This is a genomic window from Nonomuraea sp. ATR24 (genome assembly GCF_041950485.1).
In the GTDB taxonomy this organism is placed as follows: Bacteria; Actinomycetota; Actinomycetes; order Streptosporangiales; family Streptosporangiaceae; genus Nonomuraea; species Nonomuraea ceibae.
The window spans coordinates 391,207-413,067 of sequence record NZ_JBGNUU010000005.1 but is presented as its reverse complement, the minus strand read 5'-3'; the positions used below and the strand labels follow the sequence as shown (position 1 = coordinate 413,067).

Annotated in this window: 23 protein-coding genes; 13 read left to right on the top strand and 10 right to left on the bottom strand. The window is 71.1% G+C overall.

Annotated features, from left to right (window positions below; translation table 11 throughout):
* Positions 1–28 precede the first annotated feature (28 nt).
* Complete coding sequence (locus ACBI99_RS16245) at positions 29–484, top strand: GatB/YqeY domain-containing protein (RefSeq protein WP_219499362.1); 456 nt, start codon at positions 29–31, stop codon at positions 482–484.
* 40 nt (positions 485–524) lie between these two features.
* On the opposite strand, the gene ACBI99_RS16240 is transcribed toward ACBI99_RS16245, so the two are convergent.
* Positions 525–2,792, bottom strand: coding sequence for a transglycosylase domain-containing protein (locus tag ACBI99_RS16240; RefSeq protein ID WP_375072603.1), 2,268 nt, complete (start codon positions 2,790–2,792; stop codon positions 525–527).
* Positions 2,793–3,033: 241 nt separating this feature from the next.
* On the opposite strand from ACBI99_RS16240, the gene ACBI99_RS16235 reads away from it, so the two are divergent.
* Complete coding sequence (locus ACBI99_RS16235) at positions 3,034–3,330, top strand: WhiB family transcriptional regulator (RefSeq protein ID WP_020542548.1); 297 nt, start codon at positions 3,034–3,036, stop codon at positions 3,328–3,330.
* A gap of 36 nt (positions 3,331–3,366) precedes the next feature.
* Here ACBI99_RS16235 and ACBI99_RS16230 read toward each other — a convergent pair whose 3' ends face one another.
* Together ACBI99_RS16230 and ACBI99_RS16225 are read right to left on the bottom strand one after the other, a co-directional pair.
* Positions 3,367–4,494: an ArsA family ATPase gene (locus tag ACBI99_RS16230; RefSeq protein ID WP_357584767.1), complete on the bottom strand. Its 1,128-nt coding sequence runs from the start codon at positions 4,492–4,494 to the stop codon at positions 3,367–3,369.
* Positions 4,491–5,492, bottom strand: a complete 1,002-nt coding sequence (locus ACBI99_RS16225) for an ArsA-related P-loop ATPase (protein ID WP_357584765.1) — start codon at positions 5,490–5,492, stop codon at positions 4,491–4,493. Before ACBI99_RS16225 ends, ACBI99_RS16230 begins: the two co-directional genes overlap by 4 nt.
* Before the next feature lie 78 nt (positions 5,493–5,570).
* Here ACBI99_RS16225 and ACBI99_RS16220 point away from each other — a divergent pair, with 78 nt between their 5' ends.
* The 4 genes from ACBI99_RS16220 to ACBI99_RS16205 are packed head-to-tail and all read left to right on the top strand — an operon-like array spanning position 5,571 to position 7,833.
* The gene (locus ACBI99_RS16220; protein ID WP_156325316.1) at positions 5,571–5,726 is read left to right on the top strand and encodes a DUF4177 domain-containing protein; all 156 of its coding nucleotides are present in this window, start codon (positions 5,571–5,573) and stop codon (positions 5,724–5,726) included.
* The gene (locus ACBI99_RS16215) at positions 5,723–6,181 is read left to right on the top strand and encodes a RidA family protein (RefSeq protein WP_357584763.1); all 459 of its coding nucleotides are present in this window, start codon (positions 5,723–5,725) and stop codon (positions 6,179–6,181) included. Before ACBI99_RS16220 ends, ACBI99_RS16215 begins: the two co-directional genes overlap by 4 nt.
* 48 nt (positions 6,182–6,229) lie before the next feature.
* Positions 6,230–7,045, top strand: a complete 816-nt coding sequence (locus ACBI99_RS16210) for an NUDIX hydrolase (RefSeq protein ID WP_219499386.1) — start codon at positions 6,230–6,232, stop codon at positions 7,043–7,045.
* On the top strand, positions 7,042–7,833 hold the full coding sequence (locus tag ACBI99_RS16205; protein ID WP_357584761.1) for an MBL fold metallo-hydrolase: 792 nt from the start codon (positions 7,042–7,044) through the stop codon (positions 7,831–7,833). Before ACBI99_RS16210 ends, ACBI99_RS16205 begins: the two co-directional genes overlap by 4 nt.
* On the opposite strand, the gene ACBI99_RS16200 is transcribed toward ACBI99_RS16205, so the two are convergent.
* Positions 7,815–8,546: a Crp/Fnr family transcriptional regulator gene (locus ACBI99_RS16200; RefSeq protein WP_219499392.1), complete on the bottom strand. Its 732-nt coding sequence runs from the start codon at positions 8,544–8,546 to the stop codon at positions 7,815–7,817. The genes ACBI99_RS16205 and ACBI99_RS16200 overlap by 19 nt on opposite strands.
* A 161-nt stretch (positions 8,547–8,707) precedes the next feature.
* Between ACBI99_RS16200 and nth the strand changes: the two genes are divergently transcribed.
* Positions 8,708–9,463, top strand: coding sequence for an endonuclease III (gene nth, locus ACBI99_RS16195; RefSeq protein WP_375072602.1), 756 nt, complete (start codon positions 8,708–8,710; stop codon positions 9,461–9,463).
* Between the two features lie 38 nt (positions 9,464–9,501).
* Complete coding sequence (locus ACBI99_RS16190; RefSeq protein ID WP_308125573.1) at positions 9,502–10,149, top strand: CoA pyrophosphatase; 648 nt, start codon at positions 9,502–9,504, stop codon at positions 10,147–10,149.
* On the opposite strand, the gene ACBI99_RS16185 is transcribed toward ACBI99_RS16190, so the two are convergent.
* The gene (locus ACBI99_RS16185; protein ID WP_219499397.1) at positions 10,126–10,632 is read right to left on the bottom strand and encodes a HEAT repeat domain-containing protein; all 507 of its coding nucleotides are present in this window, start codon (positions 10,630–10,632) and stop codon (positions 10,126–10,128) included. The genes ACBI99_RS16190 and ACBI99_RS16185 overlap by 24 nt on opposite strands.
* Before the next feature lie 82 nt (positions 10,633–10,714).
* On the opposite strand from ACBI99_RS16185, the gene ACBI99_RS16180 reads away from it, so the two are divergent.
* The 3 genes from ACBI99_RS16180 (at position 10,715) to ACBI99_RS16170 (ending at position 13,606) form a co-directional block, all read left to right on the top strand.
* Positions 10,715–11,905: a MarP family serine protease gene (locus tag ACBI99_RS16180; RefSeq protein WP_219499400.1), complete on the top strand. Its 1,191-nt coding sequence runs from the start codon at positions 10,715–10,717 to the stop codon at positions 11,903–11,905.
* A gap of 86 nt (positions 11,906–11,991) precedes the next feature.
* The gene (locus ACBI99_RS16175) at positions 11,992–12,966 is read left to right on the top strand and encodes an aldo/keto reductase (protein ID WP_219499402.1); all 975 of its coding nucleotides are present in this window, start codon (positions 11,992–11,994) and stop codon (positions 12,964–12,966) included.
* A gap of 4 nt (positions 12,967–12,970) precedes the next feature.
* Entirely contained in the window at positions 12,971–13,606 is a 636-nt protein-coding gene (locus ACBI99_RS16170; protein ID WP_219499404.1) for a TetR/AcrR family transcriptional regulator, read from the top strand.
* Here ACBI99_RS16170 and ACBI99_RS16165 read toward each other — a convergent pair.
* From ACBI99_RS16165 to acs, 5 genes are all read right to left on the bottom strand, one after another.
* Positions 13,572–14,018, bottom strand: coding sequence for a DUF309 domain-containing protein (locus ACBI99_RS16165; protein WP_219499406.1), 447 nt, complete (start codon positions 14,016–14,018; stop codon positions 13,572–13,574). The two genes, ACBI99_RS16170 and ACBI99_RS16165, sit on opposite strands and share 35 nt — an antisense overlap.
* Positions 14,015–14,932, bottom strand: a complete 918-nt coding sequence (locus ACBI99_RS16160; protein WP_375072601.1) for an alpha/beta fold hydrolase — start codon at positions 14,930–14,932, stop codon at positions 14,015–14,017. The genes ACBI99_RS16165 and ACBI99_RS16160 overlap by 4 nt, the downstream gene beginning before the upstream one ends.
* The gene (locus tag ACBI99_RS16155; protein ID WP_219499409.1) at positions 14,922–15,335 is read right to left on the bottom strand and encodes a phage holin family protein; all 414 of its coding nucleotides are present in this window, start codon (positions 15,333–15,335) and stop codon (positions 14,922–14,924) included. Before ACBI99_RS16155 ends, ACBI99_RS16160 begins: the two co-directional genes overlap by 11 nt.
* A 31-nt stretch (positions 15,336–15,366) precedes the next feature.
* Positions 15,367–16,557 carry a Na+/H+ antiporter NhaA gene (gene nhaA / locus ACBI99_RS16150; protein ID WP_246643630.1) on the bottom strand — a complete coding sequence of 397 codons (1,191 nt, stop codon included), beginning with the start codon at positions 16,555–16,557 and terminating at the stop codon, positions 15,367–15,369.
* A gap of 151 nt (positions 16,558–16,708) precedes the next feature.
* Entirely contained in the window at positions 16,709–18,682 is a 1,974-nt protein-coding gene (acs, locus tag ACBI99_RS16145; protein ID WP_357584757.1) for an acetate--CoA ligase, read from the bottom strand.
* A 242-nt stretch (positions 18,683–18,924) separates the two neighbouring features.
* Here acs and ACBI99_RS16140 point away from each other — a divergent pair, with 242 nt between their 5' ends.
* Both ACBI99_RS16140 and ssd read left to right on the top strand, forming a co-directional pair.
* Positions 18,925–19,701, top strand: coding sequence for an oxidoreductase (locus tag ACBI99_RS16140; RefSeq protein ID WP_375072600.1), 777 nt, complete (start codon positions 18,925–18,927; stop codon positions 19,699–19,701).
* Between the two features lie 1,033 nt (positions 19,702–20,734).
* A complete protein-coding gene (gene ssd, locus ACBI99_RS16135; RefSeq protein WP_357584751.1) occupies positions 20,735–21,796 on the top strand; it encodes a septum site-determining protein Ssd in 1,062 nt (353 codons plus the stop codon).
* The last annotated feature ends 65 nt before the right edge of the window (positions 21,797–21,861 follow it).

The window sequence follows — 21,861 nt, the reverse complement described above, 5'->3', positions numbered from 1 at the left end:
CGTTCGCGCACGCGGCAAGATGGACCGCATGAGCGCATTGAAGGACAAGCTGAAGGCCGATCTGACGGCCTCACTCAAGGCCCGGGACGAGGTTCGGCTCCGGACCATTCGGATGGCACTGGCCGCGGTGAACGTGGAGGAGGTCGCCGGCAAGGAGGCCAGGGAGCTCTCCGACGCGGAGATCGTCAAGGTGCTGACCCGTGAGGCGAAGAAGCGGCGGGAGGCGGCGGAGGCTTTCGGCAACGCCGGGCGCGCCGAGCAGGCGCAGGCGGAGCTGGACGAGCAGGCGGTGCTGGAGGAGTATCTGCCGGCGCAGCTCTCCGACGAGGAGCTGGCCAGGCTGGTCGACGAGGCGGTGGCCGAGACCGGCGCGTCGGGGCCGCAGGCCATGGGCCAGGTCATGAAGGTCGTCAACCCGAAGGTGGCCGGGCGCGCCGAGGGCGGCCGGGTGGCCGCGGCCGTGCGGGCGCGGCTGGCGTCCTGAGGGCTGTGGCGGGCCTCTGGCGGGGCCGGAGGCCCGCGGGCTAGTCGCGGGCGGGCAGGAGCGGGTTGTCGCCCCAGTCGCCGTTCTGGCCCCGGTCGTCGCCGTTGCCGTCGCCGCGCCGGTCGTCGAACCAGTCGGCCAGGTCGGACGGGTCGCCGACGTCGGGACCGCCTTCGTCGCCGTCGTCGCCCTTGTCCTTCTTCTTCTTGGGCTTGGGCGCGCACTCGTCGGTGCAGCCGCCGAAGCGTGACTGGTCGACGGGATGGAACTTGGCCGCCTCGACGCCCTTGAGCGCGGCCATCATCGAGTCCTTCCAGATCGGCCCGGAGATCGACGCGCCGTAGACGTACCCGTAGTACTGCCCGCCGATGGTGACGCCGACGAGGTCGTGGGCGAAGGCGCCGCGCGGGTCGCCGAGGCTGACGGCGGAGGCGAGGTTCGGGGTGTAGCCGGCGAACCAGGCGGCGGTGTAGCCGTCGGTGGTGCCGGTCTTGCCGGCGGCGTCACGGCCGATGCCGCCGACGCCGGTCATGGTGCCCTTGGTGAAGACGCCTTCCAGCACGGCGCTGACGGCGTCGGCCACCTCCTCGTCCATGACCTGCGAGCACTTGGGCTTGAACCGCATGACCTCGCCGTAGCGGTCCTTGACCTCGGTCACGGCGAGCGGCTGGCAGTACTTGCCGCGCGCGCCGAAGACGGCGTAGGAGTTGGCCACGGTGACCGGGTCGACCTCGTTGATGCCGAGCGTGAAGGTCTCGAACTCGCGCAGGTCGTCGCCGTCGGCCCGCTTGAGCCCGAGGCGCTTGGACAGCTTGACCACCTTGCAGAGGCCGACTTCCTGCTCCAGCCGCATGAAGAACGTGTTGACCGAGCCCCAGGTGCCGGTCTGCAGGGTCTTGAAGCCGCCGCCGCCCTCGCTGGAGTTGCGCACCTCGTGGCTGGGGTCGCCGACGTTCTTGCCCTTGCAGTTCTTGAACGCGCTGTAGCCGGAGGCGGTGTAGCCGGCGGGGGAGGGGAAGCCGTCGTTGAACTTCAGCCCCTCTTCGAGCGCCGTGGCCAGCGTGTAGGCCTTGGCGGTTGAGCCCTGCTGGAAGCCGGGGCCGCCGCCGTGTGCCATGTCGGCGACGAGGTTGTAGCTGATCTCGTTCTTCTTCTTGTTGTTGCCGTACTTGCGGGAGGCGGCCATGGCCTTGATCTCGCCGGTGCCCGGGACGATCATCGCCTGGGCGGCGACGGGCTTGTCCTTGGGGCTCACGTACTTCTTGATCGCCTTTTCGGACGCCTTCTGCATCTTCGGGTCGATCGTGGTCTTGATGGTCAGGCCGCCGCGCTGGAGCAGCTTGAGCCGGTCCTTGGCGGTCTTGCCGAAGTCGGCGTTGAGCAGGATCTCGTTCTGCACGTAGAGGCAGAAGTACGGGTATTCGCTCTCCTCGCACCCGCCGGGGAACGGGACGTCCTTCCAGCCGAGCTTCTTGGCCTTGGCGTCGGCGGCCTCGGCCTTGGTGATGGTGCCGATCTCGGCCATCCGGTCGAGCACCACGTTGCGCCGCTCCAGCAGCAGCGCCCGCGACTTGGGGCCGACGTTGGGGTCGGTCCTGGCGGGGTTCTGGACGGCGCCGGCGAGGGTGGCGGCCTGGGCCAGGGTGAGCTTGGAAGCGGGCTTGTCGAAGAAGCGCTTGGCGGCTGCCTGGATGCCGTGGGCTCCGGCGCCGAAGTAGGCGATGTTCAGGTAGCGCTCGAGGATCTGGTCCTTGGTGTACTTCTTCTCGATCGCCATCGCGTAGCGCAGTTCGGCCAGTTTGCGGGAGATCGTGGGGGCGATGGCCGCCGCCTGCTCCTCGGGCGTCTCGGCCGAGTTGACCAGCACCTGCTTCACGTACTGCTGTGTGATCGAAGAACCGCCCTGCGTCACGCCGCCGGTGGTAAGGTTCTTGATCAGCGCCCGGGTGGTGCCCTCGATGTCGATCGGTCCGTGCTGGTAGAAGCGGAAGTCCTCGATCGCGATCAGGGCCTTCTGCATGATGGGCGCGACCTTGTCGAGGGTCACCGACTGGCGGTTCTCGAAGTAGAACTGCGCGATCTGGTCGCCGTTGGCGTCGAGCAGCACTGTGCGCTCGGACAGCGGCGGTTCGGCCAGGTCCTCGGGCTTGAGGTCGAGCATCTCCATGCCGCTCTTGGCGGAGACGCCCGCGCCGCCGACCGCGGGCAGCGCCACGGCTGCCGCCAGCACGCCTGCGGCCGACCCAGCTGCGATCAGCTTGATGACGTTCAGGATCGGCGAGGAACGATCTTTGCCCTGAGCTTGCACAGTACCAAGGGTACGTCGAAAGGGTGACCTTATCGGTAACACGCCTGCATTTCGCCTTGACTGACGGGGGTGACTAGTCATTCCCGGTCAAGACTCCAGCGAGAATTTGGTCCTCTGGGGTCTGTCGGCCCGAAGGTCTTCTTGCGTACGTTCTCCCTGCGGCAACTGAATACGGAGGCTCGGCGCCCGCGCCCGTCGGCCCCAACTGACGACTGACCACCTAAGGGGAGTGGGGTCGAAAATGTGGATCACGGATTGGACCTCCCGTGCCGCCTGTAAAGGTGCGGATCCTGACGCTCTGTTCGTCCAGGGAGCCGCCCAGAACAGGGCGAAGCTCATCTGCCGAGGATGCCCTGTCCGTACCGAATGCCTCGCCGATGCGCTCGACAACCGCATCGAGTTCGGGGTGTGGGGCGGTATGACCGAGCGGGAGCGGCGAGCGCTGCTTCGGCGGCGACCGGACGTCGACTCGTGGCGCGAGCTGCTCGAGTCGGCCAAAGAAGAGTACGAGCGGACCAACGAGCTGATCGCCGGCTGAGCCGGCCCGAGAGCGCGGCCGACCCCGGCCGTGCTCTCAGCCGTTCGCCAGGAGCTCTCCGACGCGTCGCAGGCCATCCAGGTCGTGCACGTCCTCGGTCATGGCCGCCACCTTGGCGATGGGCACCGTGGGATGGGCGCTGACGAAGTGGTCCTGCTCCCGGTGCTCGCGAGCGGCGAGCTGCATCCGGCCCGTGTGTAGCCGCAACACGGCCGCGGTCAGCTCGTGCTCGCCCCGCGATTCCAGGTCTTCGGCCGCGGCGGCGCTTCTCACCCCCGAGAGCGTCGCCGCCGGCGACTCGTGGACCCGGTTGACGACCAGGCCGGCGAGCGGCATCCGCTCCTCGGCCAGCCGCTCGACGAAGTAGGAAGCCTCGCGCATCGCGTCGCGCTCCGGCGCGGCGACCACGATGAAGGCGGTGCCGGGTGCCTGGAGCAGCTTGTACGTCTGGTCGGCGCGCTGCCTGAAACCGCCGAACACCGCGTCCAGGGCCGACACGAACGTCTGCAGGTCCTTGATCACCTGCGCGCCCAGCAGCTTGGTCATGGCTCCGGCGACGATCCCGAACCCGGCGTTGAGCAGCTTGAACGCGCTGCGCCCGCCGGCCTTGGCGGGTGCGGTGAGCAGCTTGATGAACCTGCCGTCGAGGAAGCGGCCGAGCCGTTCCGGCGCGTCGAGGAAGTCGAGCGCCGAGCGTGACGGCGGCGTGTCGACGATGATCAGGTCCCACTCGTCGGAGCGGCGGAGCTGGCCCAGCTTCTCCATCGCCATGTACTCCTGGGTGCCGGAGAAGCTGGACGACAGCGACTGGTAGAAGGGGTTCGACAGGATCTGGCGGGCCCGTTCGGGATCGGCGTGCGCCTCGATGATCTCGTCGAACGTGCGCTTCATGTCGAGCATCATCGCGTAGAGCTGGCCGCCGTCCTCGCTCTCGGTGACCAGGCGCGGGGTGTTGTCGAGCTCGGTGAGGCCCATCGACTGGGCCAGGCGGCGGGCCGGGTCGACGGTGAGCACGACGGCACACCTGCCGCGTTCGGCGGCGCGCAGGCCCAGCGCGGCGGCCGTGGTGGTCTTGCCGACGCCGCCCGAGCCGCAGCAGACGATGATCCGGGTGCCCCGGTCGTCGAGGATGGCGTCGATGTCGAGGGTGGCGGGCTTCTTCACGCTGCTCCCTGCTTGCGGATGCTCTCGGCCAGCTCGTACAGCCCTGCCAGGTCCACCCCGTCGGTGAGCAGCGGCAGCTCGTAGCGCGGCAGCGTGGAGGCGGCCAGCGATTCGCGTTCGGCGCGTTCGAGGTCGGTGCGGCGGGCGTGCTCGACGACCTCTTCGGCGAGCGCCTCGGCCAGGGCGCCGGCGTCGGACCCGTCGGCGAGCCCGGCGGCCTTGAGGCCGAGCGTGAGCTCTCCGGCGTCGAATCCGCCCTTGACAGCCCTGTCAAGGGCGGCCTGCGGGAGGAGGGATTCGCGCACCATGTTGATGAAGATGCCACCGGTGGGCAGTCCCGCGCCGGCGAGTTCGGCGATTCCGTCGAGTGTTTCCTGGACGGGCATCTCTTCCAGCAGCGTCACGAAATGCACAGCCGTTTCCGGACTTTTCACGACGCCGTGGACGAGGTCGGAGTGGCTCTTGATCGGGCCCACCTTGGCCAGCCCGGCGACCTCCTGGGTGACGTTCAGGAACCGCGTGATGCGGCCCGTGGGCGGCGCGTCGAGCACCACGGCGTCGTAGACCCGCTTGCCGTCACGCCCGCGCCGGCGCACGGCCTCGGTGGTCTTGCCGGTGACCAGCACGTCCCGGAAGCCGGGGGCCACGGTGGTGGCGAAGTCGACGAGACCCATCTTGGTCAGCGCGCGACCCGCCCGGCGCATCCCGTAGAACATCTCCATGTATTCGAGCATGGCGTCTTCGGGGTCGATGGCCAGCGCGAACACGTCACCGCCCGAGGGCGCCACGGCGATCCGGCGCTCCTCGTACGGCAGCGGCGGCAGGTCGAAGATCTGCGCGATGCCCTGGCGGCCCTCCACCTCCACGAGCAGCACCTTGCGGCCGCCTGCGGCGAGGGCGAGGGCGAGGGCCGCGGCGACCGTCGTCTTGCCCGTGCCGCCCTTGCCGGTGACGACGTGCAGTCGCACGCCGTCCCAGTCCGTGTCCGGAGAGTCCACGACTTCGAGGCTACCGAACGGTCACTTGTCGAAAGCCCGCGACCACCGTTTGAGATTGCTCACACTACGCTGAGCCCCATGAAGAAATGGGAGTACCTCACCGCCCCGGTGCTGATACACAACACCAAGATGATCCTCGACAACTTCGGCGCCGACGGCTGGGAGCTGGTCCAGATCGTGCAGGGCGCGACGCCCGAGCAGCTGGTCGCGTACTTCAAGAGGGAGAAGGCATGAGTCCCGAGCAGAAGATCGAGGAGCTGGGCCTGACGCTCCCCGAGGTCGTGGCCCCGCTGGCGGCCTACGTGCCGACCGTGCGCACCGGTCAGCTCGTCTACACCTCGGGCCAGGTCCCGATGGTCGAGGGCAAGCTGCACCAGACCGGCAAGCTGGGCGTCGACCTGGGCGTCGACGAGGGCCGCGAGCAGGCCCGCATCTGCGCGCTCAACGCCGTCGCCGCGCTCAAGGCCGAGGTCGGCGAGCTGTCGCGGGTGAAGCGGATCGTCAAGGCCGTGGTCTTCGTGGCCAGCGCGCCCGACTTCACCCAGCAGCCGCAGGTGGCCAACGGCGCGAGCGAGCTGCTGGCCGAGATCTTCGGCGAGGCCGGCAAGCACGCGCGCAGCGCCGTCGGCGTGGCCGCGCTGCCCCTCGACGCTCCGGTGGAAGTGGAGCTGATCGCGGAGGTGTCCTGAAGGTCCGATATGCCACCATGACCGAGTGATGTTCTAGAAGGAGGTCATGTGGCTGGACTTCGGCTCCCCGACGAGCTCGCCGAGCGGGCACGGGGCATCATCGCCGGGCAGGTCGACCCGGCCCCGGCGCGGGACGCCGCCACGGTGGCGATCCTGCGCCCGGGCCGGCCCGACGGCGTCCAGGCCTACCTGCTGCGCCGCAAGGCCACGATGGCCTTCGCCGCCGGGGCGTACGTCTTCCCCGGCGGCTCCGTCGATCCGCGCGACACCGACCAGGCCGTGGCCTGGGCCGGGCCGTCGCCCGCCGAGTGGGGGCGGATCTTCGGAGCCGGCGAGGCGGTGGCCAGAGGGCTGGTGTGCGCCGCCGTGCGGGAGACGTTCGAGGAGTCGGGCGTGCTGCTCGCGGGCGCCGGGCCCGATTCGGTGGTCGCCGACACGACCGGTGACGGGTGGGAGGCCGACCGGCTGGCGCTCATCGACCGCAGCCTGTCCTTCGCCGACTTCCTCGACCGGCGCGGCCTGGTGCTGCGCTCCGACCTGCTCAAGCCGTGGGCGCACTGGATCACGCCGGAGGTCGAGACCCGGCGCTTCGACACCCGCTTCTTCGTCGCCGTGCTCCCGGAGGGCCAGCGCACCCGCGACGTAGGCGGCGAGGCGGACCAGGTGGTCTGGCAGCGCCCCGCCGACGCGGTCGCGCTGGCCGACCGGGGAGAGATCTTCCTGATGCCGCCCACCCGCCAGACGCTCGCCGAGCTGGCCGGGCACGACGGCGTGGAGTCGGTGCTGGCCGAGAAGCGGGAGATCGTCACGATCATGCCGAAGGTCGTGGAGGTCGACGGCGAGTGGCGGCTGGTGACCGGATGAGCGGCCTGCACATCCCGATCGGCGGCCCCGACGGATCCCGTACGGACCACGCCGAGAACCTGCTCGCGCCCAACCCGTCGGCGATGACGCTCGACGGCACCAACACGTGGGTCATCGGCGGCCAGGACGAGGTCGTGGTCGTCGACCCGGGCCCCGGCGACGAGGGTCACCTGTTGCGCGTCCGCGACCACCTGGGCGGGCGCCGGGTACGGGAGATCCTGCTCACCCACGGCCATTTCGACCACAGCGGCGGCGCCCGGCGCTTCGCCGAGCTCGTCAGGGCTCCCGTACGCGCCCTCGACCCCCGCCACAGGCTGGGCGAGGAGGGCCTGGCCGACGGCGACGTGGTGACCGTGGCCGGGCTGGAGATCCACGTGTACGGGACGCCGGGGCACTCGTTCGACTCGCTGTGCTTCTGGCTGCCGGCCGACCGGGCGATGCTGACCGGCGACACCGTGCTGGGCCGGGGCACCACGATCATCGCGGGCGACGGCGGGCTGGCCGACTACCTGCGCAGCCTCGACAGGCTCAGGGCGGTGGCGGAGAGCCTGGAGGCGCGGGCGCTGCTGCCGGGCCACGGGCCGGTGCTGCCGGACCCGATCGGCGCGCTCGACGGCTACATCGCGCACCGGCGCGAACGCCTGGACCAGATCAGGCAGGCGCGGGAGCAGGGCGCGCGCACGCCGAGGGAGATCGTGAAGATCGTGTACGCGAACGTCGACCGGTCGCTGTGGCCCGCCGCCGAGCTGTCGGTGCGGGCCCAGCTCGACTATCTGGAGCGGTTGTAGAGCCGGTCCATGTCGAGGATCACCACGGCCTTGGCCTCGATGCGCAGCCAGCCGCGCTGCGCGAAGTCGGCCAGCGCCTTGTTGACCGTCTCACGTGAGGCGCCGACGAGCTGGGCCAGCTCCTCCTGCGTGAGGTCGTGGTGGACGCGCAGACCGTCGTCGGTCTTGGTGCCGAACCGCTCGGCCAGGTCGAGGAGCTGCTTGGCCACCCGGCCGGGCACGTCGGTGAAGACCAGGTCGGCCAGCACGTCGTTGGTGCGCCGAAGCCGCTGGGCGAGCGCGCGCAGCAGGTGGAGCGCCACCTCGGGGCGGCCGGTCAGCCAGGGCCGCAGGTCGTCGTGGCCGAGCCCGGCCAGCCGGACGTCGGTCAGCGCGGTCGCGGTGGCGGTGCGCGGGCGCGGGTCGAACAGCGACAGCTCGCCGAACATCTCGCTCGGGCCGAGCACGCTCAGCAGGTTCTCGCGCCCGTCGGGGGAGGTGCGGGACAGCTTGATCTTGCCGTCGAGGACGACATAGAGCCGGTCGCCCGTCTCGTTCTCGTGGAAGAGCGTCTGCCCCTTGGACAGCTGCACCTCGGTGATGCTCGTCCGCAACGCCGCTGCGCTCTCGCGGTCGAGCGCGGCGAACAGAGGGGCTTTGCCCAGCACTTCTTCCGTGTTCACGCGTCCTCCTCTGCTGCCATTGTGACTCACCCCACTGCATGCGGCACACATAGGTTACTCGTACCCTTTCGTGCGCCTGACCTTCGGCTGCATTCAGGCACAGACGCGGGCTTATCCCCAAAAGAGGGGATCTATCACCATCGTCAGCTCTCCCGAGCCCGTCCTGGGCGTACCGGCACGCGGCGGTGTCGCGGAGACATACCCTTTCCGGCATGGCGACGAATGTGGCGGGTGCCCGCAGGCGCAGGCCCGAGACACGACTGGGCCTGGTGCGCAGGGCCCGCCGGATGAACCGGATCCTCGCCGAGACCTACCCCGACGCCCACTGCGAGCTCGACTTCGACAACCCCTTCCAGCTCCTGGTCGCCACCGTGCTGTCGGCGCAGACCACCGACGTGCGGGTCAACCTGACGACGCCCGCGCTGTTCGCCAAGTACCCGACGGCCGACGACCTCGCGGCGGCCGACCCGGAGGACCTGGAGGCGATCATCAAGCCGACCGGCTTCTACCGGGCGAAGGCGCGTTCGCTGCTCGGGCTGTCGGCCGGGCTGCGCGACAGGTTCGGCGGCAAGGTGCCGAAGAAGCTCGACGACCTCGTCACGCTGCCGGGCGTGGGCCGCAAGACCGCCAACGTGGTGCTCGGCAACGCCGTCGACCCCGAGACCGGCGAGCCGTTCGGGGTGCCGGGGCTCACCGTCGACACCCACTTCCAGCGGCTGGTCAGGCGGTTCGGGTGGACCGAGGAGACCGACCCGGTCAAGATCGAGCACGTCGTGGGCGAGCTGATCCCCAAGCGGGAGTGGACGGTCTTCTCGCACCGGATCATCTGGCACGGCCGCCGCATCTGCATCGCCCGCCGCCCGGCCTGCGGCGTCTGCCCGCTCGCCGCGCTCTGCCCCTCCTACGGCACCGGCCCCACCAGCGCCGAGGAGGCCCAGAAGCTCGTCCGGCCCGGCCCGTTCTCCTGACCGGGAAGTCCCCGGAGGCTCGGTGTGTTGGAGGTTGCGTGACCCACGTCCCCGCATGGCTGGACCACCTCGCGGCCAAGGCCGTACGCACCCCTGTGCCCGAGCGGATGCGCCCGCCGGGCGAGGGCGGGCGTGAGGCGGCGGTGTTGATGCTGTTCGGCGAGGGCCCGCTCGGCCCCGACGTGCTGCTCATCCAGCGCAGCATGCGCGGGCGCAGGCACGCGGGCCAGCCGGCCTTCCCCGGCGGCGGCGTCGACCCTGGCGACGGCGGCCCGGTCGGCGCGGCCCTGCGCGAGGCCGAGGAGGAGACCGGGCTCGACCCGCGCGGCGTGCGCGTGCTGTGCACGATGCCCGAGCTCTACCTGTCCCACAGCGACAACCGGGTGACCCCGGTGCTCGGCTGGTGGCACACCCCGTCGGCGGTGCACGCCGCCTCTCCCGACGAGGTCGACTCCGTCGAGCGGGTGCCCGTCGCCGAGCTGGTCGACCCGGGCAACCGGCTCACGATGCGGCTCTCGCAGGAGATGGCCGGCCCGGCGTTCCGGGTGCGCGGGATGCTCGTGTGGGGGTTCACCGCGGTGGTGCTCGACTCGGTGCTGCGCGTGGGCGGCCTGGAGCGGCCGTGGGACGCGACGCGCGTGGAGGACATCCCGCCGGAGGTGCTAAACCTCACGGCCCGTGGTTAGCGCGAAGCCGAGCGCGGCCCAGCCCGCCACGTCGGCATCGCTGTCGGCGGTCAGCCGGCGCAGCGTGTCGAGCCCGGTCCGGTCCGGCGGGTCGCCCAGCACGTGCTGGAGCGCGTAGGCCGCGCCGTACCTGACGCGCGGGTCGTGGTGCCCGGCCAGGTCGATCACCGACGGCAGCGAGCGCGGGTCCGCGAGGTGGCCGAACGCGATCAGCACCGAGTAGAGCACCATGACGTCGTCCTCGCCCGCCGCCAGGAAGCGCAGCACGGGCAGCGTGCGGTCCACGTACGCGGCGAGCATGCCGAGGATGTCGACGCCGAGCAGCCGCTCGGTGACGGAGTCGGCCGCACACAGCCGCCGCGCCTCGATGAAGCACTCCAGGTCGCCCCGCTCCCGAAGGGCGGAGATCACCTGCCAGCGCACCTGCCCGTCGGGGTCGGGGTCGTCGAGAGCTGCGTCGATGAGATCTCTGACCGGCGGCATAGGGATCAAGGTAACCCGCAGGGTGACGCCGTCCTGGCGGAAGACGTGCACACTTGACCGTATCCCTGGTTAGCTTTGAAGGGTGCGCGGCGATCTGCTTGACCTCATATTGATTGGCCTCGTGATCGCCTTCGGCGTCTCGGGCTACCGGCAGGGCTTCATCATAGGCGTCACCAGCTTCGTCGGGTTCGTGGGCGGGGCGCTGCTCGGGGTGTTCATCGCGCCGCCGATCTCCAAGGCGATCGTCGACGGCGACACCCCGCAGGCGCTGCTCGCCATCGTGATCGTCTTCCTCGCCGCGACGATCGGGCAGTTCGCCTCCTCGACCATCGGGGCCGTGGTGCGCAGCCACGTCACCTGGGAGCCCGCCAGGGTCGCCGACGCGGTCGGCGGCACGTTCGCCAGCGCGCTGTCGGTGCTGGTCATCGCCTGGCTGATCGGGTCGCTGGTCGTCTCCACCTCCTTCACGCCGCTGGTCGACCAGGTCAGGCAGTCACTGCTGCTCACCACCATCGACGACGCCATCCCGCAGTCGGCGCGCAACTGGCAGCAGCCGTTCAAGAAGCTCATCGACCGTTCGGAGTTCCCGCCGGTCTTCGACGCCATCGGGGCGGGCTCGTTCGTGGACGTGCCGCCGCCCGCGCAGAGCGTGCTGCAGGGCGAGCGGCTGGCGCGCGCCCAGCGGGCCATCGTCAAGGTGCAGGGCAACGCCGAGAGCTGCAACAAGCACATCGAGGGCACCGGCTTCGTCTACGCCCGCGACCGGATCATGACCAACGCGCACGTGGTCGCCGGCGTCACGCGCGACCTCCAGGTGATCGACCACCGGTCGCGGCGGCACAAGGCGACCGTGGTGCGCTACAACCCGAGCCGCGACATCGCGGTCCTGTACGTGCCGGGGCTCAACCTGCCGCAGCTCGCCTTCGACGGCACCGCCGAGAAGGGCGACAACGCCATCATCGCCGGCTATCCCAAGGGCAAGGGCTTCACCGCCGAGGCGGCCCGCATCCGCAACCAGCTCGACGCCGAGGGGCCCGACATCTACCGCTCCTCCAACGTCACCCGGTCGGTCTACGCGGTGCGCGGCAAGGTGCTGCCGGGCAACTCCGGCGGGCCGCTGCTCACGGCCGACGGCCGGGTCTTCGGCGTGATCTTCGCGGCCGCGATCAGCCAGGAGGAGACCGGCTACGCGCTGACCGCCGCCGAGGTCAAGCCCGACGCCGACCAGGGCCGCACCGACACCTCGCCGGCCAACACCCAGAGCTGCGACTGACCCCTGCTCCCCGCCGGGGCTTTCGTTCGGCATGCCCTCATGTTAATGTCCATCACATTGTGAATGTCCATCACATGGGGGTCGGCATGAAGACACGTACGCTCGGCACGACCGGCATCGAGATCAGCCCCATCGGCCTGGGGTGCATGCAGTTCACCGGCGGCCGGTCCGTGGCGAAGTACATCGTCCGCGACATCGGCCAGGAGACCGTCACCGCCGTCGTCGGCGCCGCCCTCGACGGCGGCGTCACCTGGTTCGACACCGCCGAGATGTACGGCGGCGGCCAGTCGGAGCGCATGCTGGCCACCGCGCTCAAGGAGTGCGGCATCGCCCCCGGCGAGGTCACCGTCGCCACCAAGTGGCCGCCCCTCGGCCGCACCGCCGGGCACATCGGCCGCAGCATCGGCAGCCGCCTGCGCCACCTCGGCGGCCACCCGATCCACCTGTACCAGATCCACATGCCCACCGGCAGCCTGTCGAGCATCCCCGCCCAGCTCAGGGCCATGGCAGCGCTGCAACGCGCCGGCAAGGTCCGCCACGTCGGCGTCAGCAACTTCTCCGCCCGGCAGATGGAGCTCGCCCACCGGGTCCTCGCCCAGGAAGGCGTCACGCTGGCCGCAAACCAGGTGCGGATCAACCTGCTGCACCGCAACGTCGAGCGCGACGGCGTGCTCGACACGGCCCGCCGCCTCGGCGTCACGCTCATCGCCTACTCGCCCCTGGAAGGCGGGATCCTCACCGGCCGCTTCCACGACGACCCCGCCCGGGTCAGGGACCTGCCGCCGATGCGCAGGGTGTTCGGCCACAGCCGGCTCACCGCCAAGGGCCTGGCGCGCACCGCGCCGCTCATCGCCGCGATGAAGGACCTCGGCCGCGCCCACGGCGTCTCACCCGCCCAGGTGGCGCTCAACTGGCTGATCACCCACTACGGCGAGACCGTGGTCGCGATCCCGGGCGCCTCCAGGCCCGCCCAGGCCGCCGAGGCCGCCGGCGCGATGGCCTTCGAACTGGACCGGGCCGAACGCGACCTCCTGGACGAACTGTCCCGGCCGCTAACCTGAGGGGATGCCCCGGACCACCAAACGCGACCGCTACCACCACGGCGACCTGCGCGCCGCGCTGATCGACACCGCGGTCGAGCTCATCGCCGAGCACGGTGTCCAGGGCTTCTCCCTGGCCGAGGCGAGCAGGCGGCTCGGGGTCGCCCCCAGCGCCCCCTACCGCCACTTCGCCGACCGCGACGAGCTGCTGCTGGCCGTGGGCGTGCGCGCGGGCGAGCGGCTGGTCGCCGCCGTCACCGCCGAGAGTCGCGGCACCACGCCGGAGCAGCGGCTCGTCGGCGTCGCCAGGGGCTACGTGCGCTTCGCCGCCGGGCACCCCGCACTGTTCGAGGCGCTGGCCGGGCCGACCTTCTCCGCCGTCGCCGCCCCCGAGCTGGAGCACGCCGCCCGGCCCGTCAAGGAGGCGTTCCACGACGCCGCGCTCGCCCTGTCGGGCGGCGACCGGCCCACCGCCGAGACGCTCGGCGTCGCCGTGGCCGCCGTCGCCCACGGCTACGCCGGGCTGCTGCGGCTGGGCATGTTCGGCACCGGCGACGAGGCCGTCGGCATCGCCGTCGACCGGGCCGCCGACGCCACGCTCGCCCTGCTGGCCGGGCGCGCGGCGCTCACCGGCCCGGCAACGACTCCAGGATCAGGCTGACGGCCGCCGCCGGGTCGCTGTCGTGGCCCAGGCCCGACGCCGCCCGGCCCACCGCGTCGTACGGCTCGCCGAAGCCCTGCACGCGCGCCGCGCCGCGGGCGAACAGCGTCAGCGCACCCCGGCCGTTGCCCCGCTGCAGATGGGTCAGGCCCACGCAGATCTGCGCCAGCCCCTGCCACAGCTCGCGCTCCTCCTCAGGCGCGCACTTCCAGCGCCCCTCGAACACCTCGTGCGCGTTGAACGGCAGCCCCTCGGCCAGGAACCGGCGGCCGTCGGCCAGCGCCTGCTCCGTGCTCGGCGCGTAGTCGTCGGGCACCCGGGCCACGCCGGGCGAGCCGTAGGGGAGCGGCCTGCCGTACTCGTCGCGCGGCCTGGCGTTGCGCGGCCGGCCCTCGGGGTCGCGGTCTCTCATCGGTCGGGCTCCGGATCGGCCAGCCAGCCGAGCAACTCCGTGTCGAACACGTCGGGAATCTCCTCGTGGGGGAAGTGGCCCGCCCCTTCGAGCAGCCGCCACCGGTACGGGGCCGCCACGTAACGGCTCGACCCCTGCGCCGTCCGCGGCAGGATGCACCGGTCGAGCGCGCCGTGCAACTGCAGGGTGGGGGCCTCGATCTCGGTCCGCATGGCACGCGCGTAACGCAGGCCGTCGGGCCGTAGCTGCGAGCGGCCGAACCAGCGGTGATACTCCAGCGCGCAGTGGGCCACGGCCGGGATCCGGAACGCCTCGCGGTAGGTCCGCGAGACGTTGGCGTCGGGCCAGTTCGGCCCCGACCAGCCGTCGAGGAGGCTGCCGACCAGCGCCGCCTTCTTGCGGGTCAGCCTGCGCTCGGGCAGCAGCGGAAGCTGGAAGCCGAGCACCCGGCTCGACCTGAGCTGGCCGAACGGGTCGGTGAGCAGCGAGTTGCGCAGCCGCAGCGGATGCGGCGCCGACACCGTGACGAGCCGGCGCACGCACTTCGGGTCGAGCACCGCCATCGTCCAGGCCAGCAGCCCGCCCCAGTCGTGCCCGACGACGATCGCGCCGGTCTCGCCCAGCGCCCGGATCAGCCCGGTCGCGTCGGCGGCCAGCGTCGGCAGGTCGTAGCCGCGCGGCGGCTTGTCGCTGCCGCCGTAGCCGCGCAGGTCGACCGCGACGGCGCGGTAACCCGCGGCGGGCAGCGACGCCAGCTGGTGCCGCCACGTCCACCAGAACTGCGGGAACCCGTGCAGAAGCAGCACCAGCGGCCCGTCACCGGCCTCCACGACGTGGAACCTGGTGCCGCCCGCGTGGACCGCCCGGTGCTTCCACGGCCCCTCGATCCGGACGACCGCCTCGTCAGGTGCCATCTCGGCTCCCCGCCGGCAGCTCCTCCGGTGAGGCGATCTCCTTCAGTCCCTTGAGCGATCTGGCGGTCCGCTTCATGCCGGCCAGGCCCTTGAGCCGGCGCACCCCGATGAACACCAGCAGCCCCGCCACGAGCAGGTAGAACACGGTCACGATGAGGAACGCCGCCCACTTGGGCAGCCACTGCTCCAGCACGTAGGCGATCGTGAACGAGGCGAGGATCAGGCACAGGTGTGCCATGAACGCGGCGGCCGCGAACAGCCCGCCCGCCATGCCCACCCGCTTGGCGTCGAACCGGAACTCGGCCTTGGCCAGCTCGATCTCGGATCGGACCAGGGTCGAGATGTGGTTGCTCGCCTGGGCGACCAGCGAGCCCAGGGATTCTTCCTCGGGAGTCTGCGGCATGAACGTCTCCTATCGAGGCCTGGTGGCCGTGTCAATCATCATCCAGTGCGCTGCGGCGCTCGCGCACCCGGGTGTGCAGCAGCACCGCTGCCAGGACGGAGGCGATGACGCTGGCCGCGAGGATCCCGGTGGTCACGGCGGTTGCCCGTTCCTGATCGGCACCATAGGCCAGATCGCCGATCAGCAGCGACACCGTGAACCCGATCCCGGCAAGCAACGACACCGCCGCCATGTCCCGCCAGCGCAGCTCCTGCGACAGCCTCGCCAGCCCCAGCCGCACTGCCAGCCAGGCACCGCCGAACACCCCCAGGAACTTGCCCACCACGAGCCCCGCAATCACTCCCAGAACTACCCGATCGGAGAACATAGCGCCGAGGCTCTCGGCGTCGAGCTTCACCCCTGCCGACACGAACGCGAACACCGGCACGGCCAGGCCCGCCGAGATCGGCCGGATGTAGTGGTCGGCGGCCTCGGCGGGGGAGCGCTCCTCGCTGTCGCGGGCGTGCACCCGGGTCAGCAGGCCGAGCGCGACCCCGGCGACGGTCGCGTGCACGCCGCTCTGCTCGACGGCGTACCAGGCGGCCACGGCCAGCGGCAGGTGGATCCAGGGCGTGCGTACGCCGCGCCGTTGCAGGACGCCGTACACGCCGATCAGCGCCGCTCCGGCCAGCAGCATGGGCAGGTCGAGATGGTCGGTGTAGAAGGCCGCGATGATGGTGATCGCGCCGAGGTCGTCCACCACGGCGCAGGTCAGCAGGAACGCGCGCAGCGCGGCGGGCATGGCGCTGGCCGTGACGGCGAGCACGGCGAGCGCGAAGGCGATGTCGGTGGCTGTGGGAATGGCCCAGCCCCGCCCCGCACCGGGAGCACCCCAGCTCACCAGCAGGTAGATCGCGGCGGGGACGACCATGCCGGCCACGGCGGCGAGCACGGGCAGCGCGGCCTTGCGCGGGCTGGCCAGCTCGCCGTGGACGAACTCCTCCTTGACCTCCAGCCCGGCGACGAAGAAGAAGATCGTCAGCAGGCCGTGCTGGGCCCACTTGTAGATCTCCATCCCGGCGATCTCGGTCTTGACCAGGCCGGTGTAGGAGTCGAGGGAGACGTTGGCCCACACCAGTGCGGCGACCGTGGCGGCCAGCATGACGATGCCGCCCAGCGTCTCGGTGCGGAGCGCCTCGGTCAGGGTGCGGGCATAGCGGATGGTGGGTGTGAAAGGCCACATATCGGTGGCACGGCGCACGTGAAAGCCCTCTCGAAGGTCAGGTCAGGGGGAACGGCTCCCCATGACGCCGACCCGACTTCCCGGCACACCAGACACCCACCCTACCCGGCCACATGTCCCGAAATTTCGGGACATGTGGCCATACGGGTGATTAGTCCTCAGATTTTGCGGACGGGAGCTTCTCCGAGATGAGGTTCATCACCGTGCTGTCGGCGAGCGTCGTGACGTCGCCGATGCTCCGGTTCTCCGCCACGTCACGCAGCAGCCGGCGCATGATCTTGCCCGAGCGGGTCTTCGGCAGCTCGGGCACCACCAGGATCTGGCGCGGCTTGGCGATCGGGCCGAGCGTCCTGGCCACGTGGTTGCGCAGCTCGGCGGCGATGTCGTCGTTCTCCTCGACGCTGCCGCGCAGGATCACGAACGACACGATGGCCTGGCCGGTCACCGGGTCGGTCGCGCCCACCACCGCGGCCTCGGCCACCTTCGGGTGGCTGACCAGCGCGCTCTCCACCTCGGTGGTGGAGATGTTGTGGCCCGAGACGAGCATGACGTCGTCGACGCGGCCCAGCAGCCACAGGTCGCCGTCCTCGTCCTTCTTGGCGCCGTCGCCGGGGAAGTACATCCCGTCGAACCGGCTCCAGTAGGTGTCGATGTAACGCTGGTCGTCGCCCCAGATCGTGCGGAGCATGGCCGGCCACGGCTCACGTACGACCAGGAAGCCGCCACCGCCGTCGGGCACGCTGTTGCCCTGGTCGTCCACCACGTCGGCGCTGATGCCCGGCAGCGGGCGCATCGCCGCGCCGGGCTTGGCCGCGGTGACGCCCGGCAGCGGGCTGATCATGATCGCGCCCGTCTCCGTCTGCCACCACGTGTCGACGACCGGGCAGCGGTCGCCGCCGATGTGCTCGCGGTACCACACGTACGCCTCGGGGTTGATCGGCTCGCCCACCGAGCCCAGCACGCGCAGGCTGGACATGTCGAACTTGGCGGGGATCTCGTCGCCCCACTTCATGAACGTCCGGATCGCCGTCGGCGCGGTGTAGAGGATCGTGACCTTGTACTTCTGGACGATCTCCCAGAACCGGCCGCGGTGCGGGGTGTCGGGCGTGCCCTCGTAGATCACGCTCGTCGCGCCGTTGGCGAGCGGGCCGTACACGATGTAGGAGTGCCCGGTCACCCAGCCGATGTCGGCCGTGCACCAGTAGATGTCGGTCTCGGGCTTGAGGTCGAAGCAGGCGTCGTGGGTCCACGCCGTCTGCGTCAGGTAGCCGCCCGTCGTGTGCAGGATGCCCTTCGGCTTGCCGGTCGTGCCGCTGGTGTAGAGGATGTACAGCGGGTCCTCGGCATCATGCGGGACCGGCGTGTGCTGGTCGCTCTGACGGTCGACGACGTCGTGCCACCACTTGTCGCGCTCGTTGAACGCGACCTCCTCGCCGGTGCGGCGCACCACCAGGACGTTCTCCACCTGCGGGCACTCGGCCACGGCCTCGTCCACCGTCGGCTTGAGCGCCGACGGCGCGCCACGGCGGTAGCCGCCGTCGGCGGTGACCACCAGCTTGGCGTCGGCGTCGTGGATACGGCTCTTCAGCGCCGCCGAGGAGAAGCCGCCGAACACCACCGAGTGGATCGCGCCGATGCGCGCGCACGCCAGCATCGTGATCGGCAGCTCGGGGATCATCGGCAGGTAGACGGCCACCCGGTCGCCCTTGCCCACGCCCAGCTCCTGCAGCGCGTTGGCCGCCTTGGAGACCTCCCGCTGCAGGTCGGCGTAGGTCAGCGTGCGGGAGTCGCCCTCAGGCTCGCCCTCCCAGTGGTAGGCGACCTTGTCGCCGCGCCCCGCCTCGACGTGACGGTCGACGCAGTTGTACGCGACGTTGAGCTCACCGCCGACGAACCATTTGGCGAACGGGGGCTCCCACTCCAGCGTGGTGTCCCACCGCTTGGCCCAGGTCAGCCGCTCGGCAGCACGCTCCCAGAACCCGAGGCGGTCGGCCGCCGCCTCGGCATAGGCGGCGGCGGTCACGTTAGCGGCCGCTGCCAGGTCGGCCGGTGGTGCGAACCGGCGGTTCTCCTGCAGCAGGTTGGACAGCGCCTGGGGCTCGTTGCCAGGGGTTTCCGGGGCCACCTCGTGCTCCTTCTATGGCCAGATTGGTTAGGTCGTGTCCCACTTCACCAGCTCACGCCCACCTACCACAAGAGGTCTAGACAGGTCCGTACCGTCGGATGGATTTTTATCTTCGCGCGTGACAATAGCAACTGAAACGTTGTCATCTCGAAATCCGTAAATTATGGAACGGGACACGGCCCAGGGTTTATGGGTCCCCCTCTTAGAACGACGCCCGGCAGCCACGGGTAGTGTCGGGTTCCGTGAGTGACCCATTGGCCGTCATCGCGGGGTTCCCCGGCGTGCCCGAAGCCGTCGACGCCGCCCGCCAGGCCGTCGACCGGCTCTACCGCCACCGCGTCCTGCGGCGGGCCAGCCCGGCGGTCTCCGCCGAGTCGTCGCTGCGCGGCGCCCGCGCCTCCGCCGCACTCGAAGGCGTCGACGTTCCGCTCGACGCCCTGCGCAAGGACGAGGTGCACGACCCCGTCGTCCAGGGCGCGCTGCGCGCCTCCGCAGAGCTCGGCCGCCTCGGCCCCACCTGGCGCACCGCGCCCCGGCAGGTGCTGGCCCGGCTGCACACCGTCGCCGCCGCCGGCCTGACCTCCGACGAGCTCGGCCGCCCGCGCCCCGGCGACGACGCCCCCGACCCGCTCGGCCTCGGTCCCGCCCCGAGCGCCGCCGCTGCCGTCGTCCGGATGGACAGCCTCTTCGACCTGCTCGCCGGCCCCACCAAGGCCCCCGCGCTGGTGCTCGCCGCCGTCGTGCACGCCGAGCTCGCCGTCCTGCGCCCGTTCGGCTCGGCCGACGGCGTCGTCGCCCGCGCCGCCGAACGACTCACGCTCGTGGAGTACGGGCTCGACCCGAAATCCCTGGTCGCCGTCGAGGTGGGACACCTGGACCAGCCGTACGCCGACGCCCTGCGCGCCTATCTGACCGGGACGCAGGAGGGGGTGTCGCAGTGGATACAGCAGTGTGCCTCCGCGGTCACCCTGGGCGTACGCGAGACGACCGCCGTCTGCGAGGCCATGCAGCGAGGCTGACATAGCTGACGGCGTCCCAGTCATGAGACGCCGTCTGCCGTGCATCACACCGGGTTACCAAGCGTGCACCTGAATTCGTCGGATCGGGTCAAGCCCGTCTCGACACGCCTCCCGCGGCTGGTCGCGCGTGGGTGCCCGGCTGATGCACCCGGACAAGTGGTCCGTGACACCTTTGTACGTCGGATCCCCCCTGATGGGAAGCCCTCGGTCCAAGACCTTTACTCGGACCTGAGGCTCCCGGCGCGCCCTCGCCGGTCATCCCGCCTCGACCGTCCGGTTACCAAGCCGTGACGATCACTCTGAGTGATCTCCTTTATGTGATCGTTATGTCGTGGCGAAAAAACTTGGCGAAAATGCGAGATTGCTCCTCGACGAAACTCGAGTCCATCGGGCAGCATACGGTGGTATCACCAGAAACTTGCTCGGCTGTGCACGGGATTGGTTTCCAATGCCTTGCCATGCTCTGGTCAAGTGATGAAAGCTTTCTTCTGAAACGGGCCCGGCTCTACCCCCCCGGAGCCGGACCGGTACGGCGACCCCCGCTCTCCCCCCCGGCGGGGGTCGCCTCTTTTCCTCCCCATCCCCGCCCGGTCGGCGCGCTGTCATCCCGACCTGTGCACGCCGCGACCGTGGCCATCCCCAGCCTGTGCACCGGTGCGGCCTGTCGCCATCGGCCCGCTGGGCGCCCAGCCCGCCGAGGGTCCCCCCGTCCGCCCGCCGCGCTGTCACGCCCGGCCTCCCGTCACGTCGTCGCGCCCGGCTTGCTCCCCCGCCTGTCGCGCCCGACCCGTCCGGGCCGCTCGGCCCCGCCCGGCCGCTCGGCCCGTCCGCAGCGCCCGGCTTGCCCGTCGCGCCCGGCTCGCCGGTCGTCCTCGGCCAGCCAGCCATCCCCAGCCCCCGGCTACCCCCAGCTGCTGGTTATCCCCAGGCTGTGCACCGTCGTCGCCCGTTATCCCCAGAACCGCGTTCGCCTCCGCGCGGCCACCCCCGCCGGGCGCAAGGTGGGTCCTCCCCGAACCGACAGGGAGGCCCGATGCCCCGCCCACTGGTCATCTCCGAAGACCGCGACCTGCTCGACGACCTGGTCCGCATAGCCGCCGCAGCCGGCGCCCAGCTCGACGTCGCCCACGTCCCGTCCCACGCTCGCCCGTTCTGGAGCCAGGCCCCGCTCGTGGTCATCGGCGCCGACCTCGCCGAAGCCGTGGCCGCCGCCTCACCCCCGGCCCGCGACCAGGTCCTCCTCGTCACCCGCGACCCGGACGACCCCGACACCTGGCGGCGCTGCGTAGCCGCCGGAGCCCAGGCCGTCGTCGCCCTCCCCGCCGACGAGCGCCACCTGGTCGACCGGTTCGCCGACGCGATGGAGCCCGAGCCTCGCGCCGGTGCCGTCGTGTCGCTGATCGGCGGCAGGGGCGGCGCGGGCACCAGCGTCCTGGCCGCCTGCCTGGCCCTGCGCGCCTCCCACGACCACCTGCGCACCCTGCTCGTCGATGCCGACCCGCTGGGCGGCGGCCTCGACGCGGTCCTCGGCCAGGAGGAGACCCCGGGAGCCCGCTGGGCCGACCTCGTCGCCCGGCAGGGTCGCATCAGCCCCCGCGCCCTGCGCGCCGCGCTGCCCGCCTTCGGCGACCTGGCCGTGCTCTCGTTCCACCGGGGCGAGATCCGCCCCATCCCGGCCGAAGCCATGCGCTCGGTCCTCGAAGCCGGACGCCGCGGCTTCGACCTCGTGGTCGTCGACCTCCCGCGCCACCTCGACCCGTCCGCCGTGGAAGCCCTCGGCAGATCCGATCGCACCCTCCTGCTGACCCCCGCCGACGTGCGCGGCATCCTGGCCGCCGCCCAGGTGCTCGGCCAGACCCGTCGCCACACGGCCGACATCCGCGCCGTCATCCGCCCCGGCGTGGTCGACGACGCCACGGCCACCGCCTCCCTCGGCATCCCCCTGGCCGGCCGCCTGCCCGACCAGCCCCGCCTGACCACCACCCTCAACCGCGGCGAACTCCCCAAACTCGGCCCCCGCACCGCCCTGGGCACCCTCTGCACAGCCCTCCTCCACGACCTCCTCCCGACCCCCAGGAACGAGGACGCCGCATGACTCCGGCCACGCCCCCCGACAAACCCCGCGATCTGCCCCGCGCGGTGACCAGCGACGTGCCCCGC

Coding starts and splice junctions, on each gene's coding strand:
- ACBI99_RS16220 (WP_156325316.1), top strand. CDS start 5,571: ATGAAGAAATGGGAGTACCTCACCGCCCCGGTGCTGATACACAACACC.
- ACBI99_RS16175 (WP_219499402.1), top strand. CDS start 11,992: ATGAAGACACGTACGCTCGGCACGACCGGCATCGAGATCAGCCCCATC.
- ACBI99_RS16200 (WP_219499392.1), bottom strand. CDS start 8,546: ATGTGTGCCGCATGCAGTGGGGTGAGTCACAATGGCAGCAGAGGAGGA.
- ACBI99_RS16235 (WP_020542548.1), top strand. CDS start 3,034: ATGTGGATCACGGATTGGACCTCCCGTGCCGCCTGTAAAGGTGCGGAT.
- ACBI99_RS16165 (WP_219499406.1), bottom strand. CDS start 14,018: ATGAGAGACCGCGACCCCGAGGGCCGGCCGCGCAACGCCAGGCCGCGC.
- ACBI99_RS16160 (WP_375072601.1), bottom strand. CDS start 14,932: ATGGCACCTGACGAGGCGGTCGTCCGGATCGAGGGGCCGTGGAAGCAC.
- ACBI99_RS16245 (WP_219499362.1), top strand. CDS start 29: ATGAGCGCATTGAAGGACAAGCTGAAGGCCGATCTGACGGCCTCACTC.
- ssd (WP_357584751.1), top strand. CDS start 20,735: ATGCCCCGCCCACTGGTCATCTCCGAAGACCGCGACCTGCTCGACGAC.
- nhaA (WP_246643630.1), bottom strand. CDS start 16,557: ATGTGGCCTTTCACACCCACCATCCGCTATGCCCGCACCCTGACCGAG.
- ACBI99_RS16155 (WP_219499409.1), bottom strand. CDS start 15,335: ATGCCGCAGACTCCCGAGGAAGAATCCCTGGGCTCGCTGGTCGCCCAG.
- nth (WP_375072602.1), top strand. CDS start 8,708: ATGGCGACGAATGTGGCGGGTGCCCGCAGGCGCAGGCCCGAGACACGA.
- ACBI99_RS16185 (WP_219499397.1), bottom strand. CDS start 10,632: ATGCCGCCGGTCAGAGATCTCATCGACGCAGCTCTCGACGACCCCGAC.
- ACBI99_RS16205 (WP_357584761.1), top strand. CDS start 7,042: ATGAGCGGCCTGCACATCCCGATCGGCGGCCCCGACGGATCCCGTACG.
- ACBI99_RS16215 (WP_357584763.1), top strand. CDS start 5,723: ATGAGTCCCGAGCAGAAGATCGAGGAGCTGGGCCTGACGCTCCCCGAG.
- ACBI99_RS16170 (WP_219499404.1), top strand. CDS start 12,971: ATGCCCCGGACCACCAAACGCGACCGCTACCACCACGGCGACCTGCGC.